General features: G+C 47.6%; 9 protein-coding genes and 1 pseudogene. 9 read left to right on the top strand and 1 reads right to left on the bottom strand.

Annotated features, from left to right (window positions below):
- Positions 1–63 precede the first annotated feature (63 nt).
- The 5 genes from IEY34_RS03790 to IEY34_RS03810 are packed head-to-tail and all read left to right on the top strand — an operon-like array spanning position 64 to position 5,743.
- The gene (locus tag IEY34_RS03790) at positions 64–2,109 is read left to right on the top strand and encodes a BglG family transcription antiterminator (RefSeq protein WP_189007806.1); all 2,046 of its coding nucleotides are present in this window, start codon (positions 64–66) and stop codon (positions 2,107–2,109) included.
- Between the two features lie 24 nt (positions 2,110–2,133).
- Positions 2,134–2,571 carry a PTS mannitol transporter subunit IIA gene (locus IEY34_RS03795; protein WP_189007808.1) on the top strand — a complete coding sequence of 146 codons (438 nt, stop codon included), beginning with the start codon at positions 2,134–2,136 and terminating at the stop codon, positions 2,569–2,571.
- A complete protein-coding gene (locus IEY34_RS03800; RefSeq protein ID WP_189007812.1) occupies positions 2,568–3,725 on the top strand; it encodes a mannitol-1-phosphate 5-dehydrogenase in 1,158 nt (385 codons plus the stop codon). Before IEY34_RS03795 ends, IEY34_RS03800 begins: the two co-directional genes overlap by 4 nt.
- 30 nt (positions 3,726–3,755) lie before the next feature.
- Positions 3,756–5,483, top strand: coding sequence for a phosphoenolpyruvate--protein phosphotransferase (ptsP, locus tag IEY34_RS03805; protein WP_189007989.1), 1,728 nt, complete (start codon positions 3,756–3,758; stop codon positions 5,481–5,483).
- On the top strand, positions 5,480–5,743 hold the full coding sequence (locus IEY34_RS03810; RefSeq protein WP_189007814.1) for an HPr family phosphocarrier protein: 264 nt from the start codon (positions 5,480–5,482) through the stop codon (positions 5,741–5,743). Before ptsP ends, IEY34_RS03810 begins: the two co-directional genes overlap by 4 nt.
- A gap of 73 nt (positions 5,744–5,816) precedes the next feature.
- Here IEY34_RS03810 and IEY34_RS03815 read toward each other — a convergent pair whose 3' ends face one another.
- Positions 5,817–6,680 carry an aldo/keto reductase gene (locus IEY34_RS03815; RefSeq protein WP_189007816.1) on the bottom strand — a complete coding sequence of 288 codons (864 nt, stop codon included), beginning with the start codon at positions 6,678–6,680 and terminating at the stop codon, positions 5,817–5,819.
- A 289-nt stretch (positions 6,681–6,969) separates the two neighbouring features.
- Between IEY34_RS03815 and IEY34_RS03820 the strand changes: the two genes are divergently transcribed.
- The 4 genes and pseudogenes from IEY34_RS03820 to IEY34_RS36495 all read left to right on the top strand — a co-directional run.
- Positions 6,970–7,431 carry a MarR family winged helix-turn-helix transcriptional regulator gene (locus IEY34_RS03820; RefSeq protein WP_189007818.1) on the top strand — a complete coding sequence of 154 codons (462 nt, stop codon included), beginning with the start codon at positions 6,970–6,972 and terminating at the stop codon, positions 7,429–7,431.
- Between the two features lie 33 nt (positions 7,432–7,464).
- Positions 7,465–8,262, top strand: a complete 798-nt coding sequence (gene motA, locus IEY34_RS03825; RefSeq protein ID WP_189007820.1) for a flagellar motor stator protein MotA — start codon at positions 7,465–7,467, stop codon at positions 8,260–8,262.
- Complete coding sequence (gene motB / locus IEY34_RS03830; protein WP_189007822.1) at positions 8,259–9,065, top strand: flagellar motor protein MotB; 807 nt, start codon at positions 8,259–8,261, stop codon at positions 9,063–9,065. Before motA ends, motB begins: the two co-directional genes overlap by 4 nt.
- A gap of 343 nt (positions 9,066–9,408) precedes the next feature.
- Positions 9,409–9,600: pseudogene (locus IEY34_RS36495) on the top strand (hypothetical protein); the annotation flags it as partial.

The raw sequence follows: 9,600 nt of genomic DNA on the forward strand, positions 1-9,600 counted from the left end.
GGAATAACTTAACGCTGGCTGAATGCCGGCGTTATCTCCATTTTGTTCGTGAGGAGAATCGACATGGGCCTGTCTAACAGGCATCGCCAAATCCTAGAGCTGTTAATGTATCGGGCGGATGACATTACAGCAGGAGAAATCGCTGCCGAAATCAATGTAAGCACACGTACCGTTCATCGAGAGTTGTCTGAACTCGAGACGATTTTGGCTGATTATGGCATCGGGTTGCAGAAGAAATCAGGCAAGGGCATTCAGCTTCAAGCTGAGCCTGAACAGCTGGAAGCATTCAGACAGATGCTCTATGGCAGGATGGCTGTGGAGTACTCCGCCGAGGATCGCAGGATGATGATCCTATGTACTTTGCTGGAAGAAGAGGAACCTGTGAAGCTATTCGCGCTATCGCACGATTTGGGCGTAACGGTTCCTACGATTACTCATGATCTGGATGAGCTGGAAGGATGGGTGAAGCGATCTAACCTCACGCTAGTGCGCAAAAGAGGCTATGGGGTCGGCTTAGTCGGCACAGAAGCCAATAAGCGCAGGATGATTGCCAGATTGGCCAAGAACGGGTTGGATGAATCGGATCTGTTTGGCAAGAATGAAACGCCCCAATCTCAATCTCCGGTTGTCCAGAAATTGCTCGAGCTTATCGGCAAAGAGAACTTCACGCATGTTGAAGCTGCCTTGTGGCTAGCTGAAGATGAAGGCTTGAGCGAGCTTTCGGAAGAGAGCTATACGAATCTGCTTATTCATATATCCATCACCATAGCTAGAATTCAGCAGGGCCGCTCGATGGAAGGTCAATTGGAAACAAGTCCACCTGTGGCAAGCAAGCTGCTAACGCATACGGTTGAGCATTTAACGAAAGTCCTTTCCGTGGAACTATCATCCGCCGAAATCGCCTATATTGCTGAATTACTGGAGCCAAAGTCTTTGAACCATCCCAATCATCTGCTTCCTATTGATGAACTGAGTTATATGGAGATGGTCTGGAAGTTGATACGCTGCATGGAAAAAAGTCTGGATATTCCGTTCAGTGAGGATCGCTCCTTGCGCGATGGCCTTCTGCCACATCTGGAATCTGCGATCAAGCGGCTTCAGGCAGGAGCGAACATTCGCAATCCATTGCTGGCGCAAATCAAGAAAGATTATGAGTCCTTATTCGATGCGATACGACATGCCGTCAATCAGACGATCGAAGAAATGGCGATCCCTGATGAAGAGATTGGGTTCCTGGTTATGCATTTCGGAGCCTCGATGGAAAGACAGAAGCAGTTTAAGAGAAATGTAAGAGCTATATTAGTCTGCACGAGCGGTATCGGTACTTCCAAAATGCTTGCTGTGCGTCTAACGAAGGAGCTTCCGCAAATCAATATTATTGGGCATGCCTCGTGGTTTGAGGCAGCGCGTATTCCTGAGAAGGACTACGATCTGATTATTTCTACCGTTGATTTGCCCTTGGAGCCTAATCAATACATGAAGTTAAGTCCGCTGCTTACGAAGGAAGAAGCAGAACGTCTGAGGCTTTTCATCCAAAATGTCACCTTGCAAAAACAGCCGGAAGAACGCATAGAAACGCATCAAGAGGAAGATTCAACAGGTCGATTGCATCGCATCCAGCTTTATATAAATGAAATCGTCAGCATCATTGATCAATTCAAGGTGCATGCCATTGAGCAAAGCTTTCATAGTCTGCAGCAAGCATTAGAGGTTATCTGCGGCTACAGCAGCCGAGCAGGCGTTATTGAGGAAGTAGGGCCTATTGTCAATCTTTTGTTGGAAAGGGAGCGACTGAGCAGTCAAGTCATTCCGGATACGGGGCTTGCCCTTTTTCACATTCGAAGCGAACAAGTTTTGAGGCCTTCATTTACACTATTTCGATTAAAAGAAGATTTGCCTCTGGAAAGTGGGATACCGTCCGAAGTCAAGCAATTGCTGTTGATGCTTGGTCCCCAGAAGCTTTCCAAAGAAAGTCTGGAAGTTCTAAGCGAAATAAGCTCTTTGCTATTAATTCCGGAGATGATTGAACTGCTTAAATCGGGAAACCAAACTGAAATTAAGCAATTTATATCCCAAGAACTAGCTGCTTTCTTAGAAAATAAAAAATAAATCGGATATATGGAGAGATCAATCATGAGTATCTTATCAACGAACAAAATTAGGCTGAATGCGAAGCCCAAGGATAAATTCGAGGCGATTCGGATGGCTGGTCAACTGTTAGTAGACGCGGGTCATGCATCAACCGCTTATATCGACAAAATGTTGGAAAGAGAGCAAACCCTCTCCACCTATATGGGCAATGGCCTTGCCATTCCGCATGGCACGCAGGATTCCAAATCACTGATCATTTCGACAGGGCTGTCGATCGTACAAATCCCTGATGGCGTTGATTTTGGAGAAGGGGAATTAGCCACTTTGGTGATCGGGATTGCAGCCGCAGGGAATGAACATTTGGACATTTTGACGAATGTGGCGATGATTTGTTCCGAGGATGAGAATGTCGAGATGATTATGAAAGCGACGACGCCGGAAGAGATGGTCAGCATTTTTGAAAGCGGGATGGAATCATGAAGGCCGTTCATTTCGGAGCAGGGAATATCGGACGCGGATTCATCGGTCTCCTTTTGTCGCAGGCAGGCTATGAGGTCTTGTTCTCTGATGTGAACGACAGCTTGGTGGAGCAGCTCAAGGAAAGAAAATCGTACACGGTTCGCTTAGCCAATGAGGCGCAGGAGGCGTTCCACGTTTCTAATGTGTCCGCGATCAATGGGAAACAGGCAGACGATGTCGCAGAGGCGGTTGCACAGGCTGATCTCGTCACAACGGCCGTTGGTGTGAATATCCTCAAACACATTGCGGCTGGCATCGCCAAAGGGATTGAGCTGCGCTTGAATCGCGGCGCCGCGCCGCTTCATATTATCGCCTGCGAGAATGCGATTGGCGGAAGCACGCAGCTCAAGGGACATGTGTACAGTCATTTGAGCGCGGATATGCGCGAAAAGGCAGATGCCATCATCGCGTTCCCCGATGCAGCGGTCGATCGGATCGTTCCTTTGCAGCATCATGAAGATCCTCTGCAAGTGACGGTGGAGCCATTCTATGAGTGGGTGATTGATGAGTCTCAAATGCTGGAGGGTTTTCACCGAATTGAGGGCGTTCATTATGTGAAACAACTCGAGCCCTACATCGAGCGCAAGCTGTTTACTGTGAATACAGGGCACTGCAGCGCGGCTTATCTTGGCTATCTGCATGGCTTCGATACCATTCAAGCAGCAATGGCAAACCCGCAAATTGCCGCCTTGGTGCGCCATGTGATGGAGGAGACAGGTTCCTTGCTGATTAAGAAGCATGGTTTTGATCAGGCTCAACATGATAGTTATATCGATAAAATTTTGAACAGATTCTTAAACCCATATTTGATCGATGAAGTTGCCAGAGTTGGCAGATCGCCAATTCGCAAGTTATCCGTCAATGATCGACTCGTTCGGCCTGCTTTACAGGCTTATGATCTTGGGATGAAGCCGGCTTATTTGGCTATGGCGATGGCGGCAGCCTTCTCTTTTAAGGATAAGGAAGATCCTGAGGCTATTCAGATTCAAGCGGATTTGGCGGCAAGCGGAATCACGCAAGCGATAACCGAATATACAACGATCCCTGAAGATCACCCGATCCATGCTATGATTAAGACGCAGTATGAACAATTTCAACAGGTAGAAGTTTCCTAAGAAAGGGGAGTTCCCAAGATGGCTAAAATGATGACCAAACGCTTGACTGGTATAGCTGCTTCCCCCGGAATTGCCATAGCCAAAGCTTTCCGACTGAACAATGCTGATTACGTGCCAGTTGCCGACAAAGCAGCGGATACTCAAATAGAAGTAAACCGATTTCGCAAGGCTGTTGATGAAGCCAGGCAGGAGCTTGAAGAGATCAGATTATTAACGGAGCAGCGCATGGGAGCTGCCAAGGCGGAGATTTTCGAAGCCCATCTCATGCTGCTGGAAGATCCTGATTACGTAGATGCGGTGATCGATGGCATTGAAGAGGAAGGCATGAACGCCGAATTCAAGCTGCATGAAATAGCGAACTGCTTCATTGAAGTGCTCAGCGCGATGGATAACGAGCTGCTTAGGGAACGTGCGGCGGATGTGAAGGACGTTACCGGCCGCATCATGAGCAGGCTTCGTGGCGTCTCCTACGCAGCGATTGCGGCCATTAATGAACCTTGTATTCTAATCGCGGAAGACTTAACCCCTTCGGATACAGCGCAGTTAAATCTGGATTATGTGCTCGGCTTTGTAACGGAAATCGGCAGCCGTACTTCGCATTCTGCGATTATGGCTCGCTCGCTTGAAGTGCCGGCTATCGTTGGGGCCGGCGCGGCGGCTGGAGAAATCCAGACAGGGACGATGGTTGTCATGGATGCGTCGCTGGGGACGGTTCTTATCGCCCCGACCGAAGAAGAAGTAGCGGAGTACCAGTCACGCAAGCTTGCCTATGATCAACGCAGAGAGGAACTTCGCAAGCTGCTGGATCAGCCAACGATTTCAGCTGACGGGCAGCATGTTGAGCTTGCTGCCAATATCGGCAGTGTGGAAGATCTGCAGAAGGTGCTCGCGAACGGAGCGGAAGGGATCGGGCTGTTCCGCACGGAATTCCTGTATATGGGACGCAGCGCGATGCCTAGTGAAGAGGAACAATTTCAAGTATATAAGCATGTCTTAGAGCGAATGAATCCTAAGCCTGTCGTCATTCGTACGCTGGATATCGGTGGCGATAAAGAATTGCCTTATATGAAGCTTCCGGAAGAGAGCAATCCATTCTTGGGGCTGCGTGCGATCCGCCTATGTTTAAGCAAACAGGAGATATTCCGGACTCAGCTACGAGCTTTACTGCGGGCAAGCGCCTATGGGCAATTGAAAATTATGTTCCCCATGATTGCTGTTATGGAAGAGCTGAGGGAAGCGAAGCAATTGCTCAAAGAGGAAAAAGGGAAGCTGGTACAAGAAGGAGTCCCTGTATCGGAGAACATCGAGGTAGGCATTATGATCGAAGTTCCGGCTGCTGCCCTGGGAGCGGATTTCCTCGCCCAAGAGGTCGACTTCTTCAGTATCGGAACGAATGATTTGATTCAATATACAATGGCGGCAGATCGCATGAATGAAACGGTCTCCTATTTGTATCAGCCTTGCCATCCAGCTGTTTTGCGTTTGATCCATATGGTCATCCGGGCAGCGGAGCGGGAAGGGAAATGGGTTGGCATGTGCGGGGAGATGGCAGGCGACGTAACAGCAATTCCAATTCTACTCGGTATGGGCCTTCATGAATTCAGCATGAGTGCCAGCTCGATTTTGCCCGCAAGAGCATTGATTAAAGAGGTGTCGAGAACAGAGTGGGCAGGTTATACGCAGCAGATTCTAGCCATGAGCAGCCAAGAGCAAATCCAACAATTCGTCAAGCAGAAGACAAGGAGTGACTTGCAATGAGATCGCAAATGTTTACGATTCTAAATCCATCGGGTTTTCATGCCCGTCCTACCAAAGTGTTCGTTCAGAAAGTCGGCACCTTTCCCTGCAAAGTAAGTGTAAGCAAAGGCGGGAAGAAGGTTAACGGTAAAAGCTCGCTAAGCATGCTTACACTGGGCATTCAGCACAATGATGAAGTAACGTTGGAAGTGGACGGCGAGCAAGAGGAGCAGGCGCTGCAAGAACTTGGGGCGCTGCTTACTCATATTTTCGAAGAATAGCTGTATCTCATAATAAACAGAGGCTGACTCGAAAGGTTGAATACCTTGAGAGCAGCCTCTGTTCCTGTTTGTATTAACGAACGTACCACTCGCCGGAAACCCAATCGGTGGATTTCCAACGCAGGACATCGGGGGTAGCCAAATGCATGATTTCTTTGAGAAAAGCAAGCTGCTCGAGTTCGGTCATCGGTGTAAAGCTTTTGGCGATGGCCAGGTTTTGTTCGAGCTGCGCCATCGACTCCATCCCGACAATCGCTGTCGAAATAGGGAGCGAGAACGTATATTGCAGCGCCTTCTCATACCAAGGTGCAAGCTTGCCAAGGGCCATGACTTTCATCCCGATGATGGCCACACCCTTCTCAATCGCCTTGGGCAGAAATTCTTGAGCAAAGCTGTACACGAGATGGTCCGCTGCCGATAGGGCAACCAGAGCGCTGTCGAAGGCATAGCGTTCGATCGCTTCCAGTTGGACTAGTGGATTCGTGTGTCCGCTGATCGAGATATGCTTGATCAAGCCTTGTTCCTTCGCTTCGAGGAGCGCCTCCAGCGCGCCGCCTTTGGCGAAGCACTTGTCGAGCTCATCCATTGTCATAATGTTATGTAATCGCCATTCATCCACATGATCCGTCTGCAGGCGCTTCAAACTTGCTTCCAGCAGCTTCAGTGAGCCGTCACGCGTGCGATCGTGTGTCTTGGTTGCAATCCAGACTTCATCCCTGCGATTCTGGAGCGCCAAGGCTTTGCCTAAGCGCTCTTCCGATTGCCCGTCCGAATAGCTTGGTGCTGTATCGAAATAGGTAATGCCCTCGTCAATCGCCCGATTCACAATATGAATCGCTTCCTCTTCCGTGCAGTTGTGTTCATCTACAATGCGCTGAGCGCCAAAGCTCAGGATTGGAAATTGCTGCCCAGTTGAACCGAAAAGCCGTTTCTCCACTTCATCCACTCCTTTATATCCTCATCTTTGCCAAAAAGGTGAAGAGATCATACACCATTCACAATTGAAATCGCTTACTTTAAGCTAGAGATCGCATTAAGCAGGAATTTGCCCTCTCTAAGTATAAAATAGGTAAGAGCAGGATGCCAGCATTCGTCAGAAGGTTTGTTTATTCAACAAATGTTCATGACTATTGTCCTATATATTCGACAAAAAGTGATTGTAATTTATAGTAAATAAACTTATTATATGTACATATACAACTTTCTGTCGAAATCATGGAGGGTCAATGACATCGGAACATGGAAAGCCTTATGACAGCCCAGGATTTCATCTCTGGCAGGTCACGAATCAATGGCAAAAAAATCTTCGCCATGCCCTGCATGACTTGGATCTAACGCATGTTCAATTTATTTTGCTGGCAGCTACGCAAGGATTAAACACACAGTCACAGCTCGAGGACATCACACAGGTACAAATTGCGAGTTATGCGCATGTTGATCCGATGATGGCGTCGCAAGTGCTCCGTCACTTGGAAAAGAAAGGGTTTATTATCCGCAAGGAACACCCGACAGACACAAGGGCGAAAGCGATCTCCTTAACGCTGGAAGGGGAACGGATAACTGCCCAAGCACTGGAGATTGTCATGGAAGCCGAGAATATCTTTTTTGCTAGGTTGGGGGAAGAACAGGAAACATTAGTAAACTTGATGCGTGCTTTGGGAAATGAAACAACTCAAGATAACAATTAACATGAAAATGACCATAGGAGAGGTGTCTTGCACATGGAGAAATCATCAGTTATTGGCATTGTTTTAGCATTTATATCCATCGGTGTAGGGATGGTGTTGAAAGGCGCGAGTTTAGCAGCTTTGCTGAATCCGGCAGCGGCCTTAATCATTTTCGGCGGTACAGCCTCAGCGCTTTTTATCGCTTTCTCACTGGAAGAAATGAAGAAGATACCGACATTAATGAAAATTATTTTTACCGAACAAAAGTTAATGCCTAAAAAAGAATTGATCGAAACCTTCATCGAATGGGTATCTATTACCCGCCGTGAAGGATTGCTTTCTTTGGAAAAACAAGCGGAAGAGCTTTCCGATCCTTTTATGAAAAGCGGTATGCGCTTGATCATTGATGGGAATGACGCTGATTTCGTGCGTGACGTATTGCTTGAAGATATCGCTGAAATGGAAACAAGACATAAAAAATATGCGGGCATTTTTACGCAAGCAGGTACATATGCACCAACATTGGGAGTGCTAGGCGCCGTAGTAGGACTAATTGCCGCACTAGGCAACCTGAGTGAAGTAGAAAAGCTGGGACATCTGATTTCAGCAGCCTTCGTTGCTACGATGTTCGGGATTTTCCTTGGTTACGTTGTGTTCCATCCGTTCGCTAATAAGTTGAAACAGAAGTCCAAAAAAGAAGTTGAGATCAAGTTGATGGTAGTTGAAGGCTTGCTATCCATTCAATCCGGCGTTTCTGCCAATTCTGTGAAGCAAAAAATGATGATCTTCGTAGCCAACAGCGATCGAGCGGCTTATGAAGAAGCATCACCAAGGGAGGCTGCTCCACAGTGAGTAAAAAAAAGAAGCATGAGGACCATGAAGAACACGTTGATGAATCCTGGCTCATTCCCTATGCGGATTTGCTTACTTTGCTTCTAGCCCTTTTTATCATTCTATTTGCATCCAGCCAGTTGGATTCGAAGAAATACGATTCAATTATGAGATCTTTGAACAATGCCTTCTCGGGTGGCGAAGCCCCCTTCGCGATGTCGAATTTAATCCCGATTGATGATGCGGCGAATTCAACGAAAAATAATAATAAAAACCAGAATCCGCCGACCAAAGAACAAAGTAAAGAAGAGAGCCAACTAGCTGCTAAGCTGCAAAAAGAAGAGAAAGATCTCGAAGAGTTGAAGAAAAGCATGGATGCTTTCATCAAAGACAACAGCATGAGCGAGCAGTTGACGACCAAGCTGGATAATGAAAAATTGACGATTACAATCAGTGACCGTGCCTTGTTTGACTCCGGATCAGCAACGATCAAACAGGATTCACAGAATCTGGCGCTTACGATGTCCAACCTGTTGGCCAGCTATCCCGGCTATCAAGTTGAAGTAGGCGGGCATACGGATAACATTCCCATTCATCGCGCCGACTTTGAAACGAACTGGGATTTGAGCGCCAAGCGTGCCGTCAATTTCATGAAAATACTTTTGAACAACGGAAAAATTGATCCTTCATCCTATTCGTCAGTCGGTTTTGGAGAATATCGCCCGATTGCACCGAATGATACGACAGACGGCAGAGCCAAGAATCGCCGCGTTGAAGTAAGCATTCTGCGCAATATTAAAGCTACGGATGAGATTGCCAAGTAAATGTTATACAGGATTATACAGGTCAAGTGCCGACAGGCGCTTGGCTTTTTTTCTATAGCGCGCCTAGCCAAGCTAGGCACAACTAATTGATGAAAGTTCAACCGGGGTAAGAGCCAAGTCGCCTCGTAGCAGACAGGCGACCGGTGGAGAGATCCTAAGGCTGAAGCCCTGTGACAAAGTATCCCTGCAAGGGGAGCGAGCAAAACAGCAGGCCGTAACATGAAGTGAAGACCTGAAAAGGACAAGAGAGTGTCGAGCCTCGTGTTTTTGGGCGAAGAGCATGGAATGCGTGAAGCTCTTGGAAGTGCAGCGCAGAAGAACTCTCCGGCGTAAGGGGATCGGCATGCTGGGAAAGTTGTTTCTGGAACTAGGGATATCCTCTCTCGCACGAGTTTTTTTTCGTAAGGAGAAACCTGCTAACGACACCAAAGTAAAAGCTCAAGAACTTCAAGACAAGCTATATCTTGCCGCCAAGGAAAATCCTAAGCGAAGGTTTCATGCACTCTACGACAAGATTTATCGGAAGGATATTCTC

This window comes from Paenibacillus marchantiophytorum (assembly GCF_014640555.1).
GTDB lineage: Bacteria > Bacillota > Bacilli > Paenibacillales > NBRC-103111 > Paenibacillus_E > Paenibacillus_E marchantiophytorum.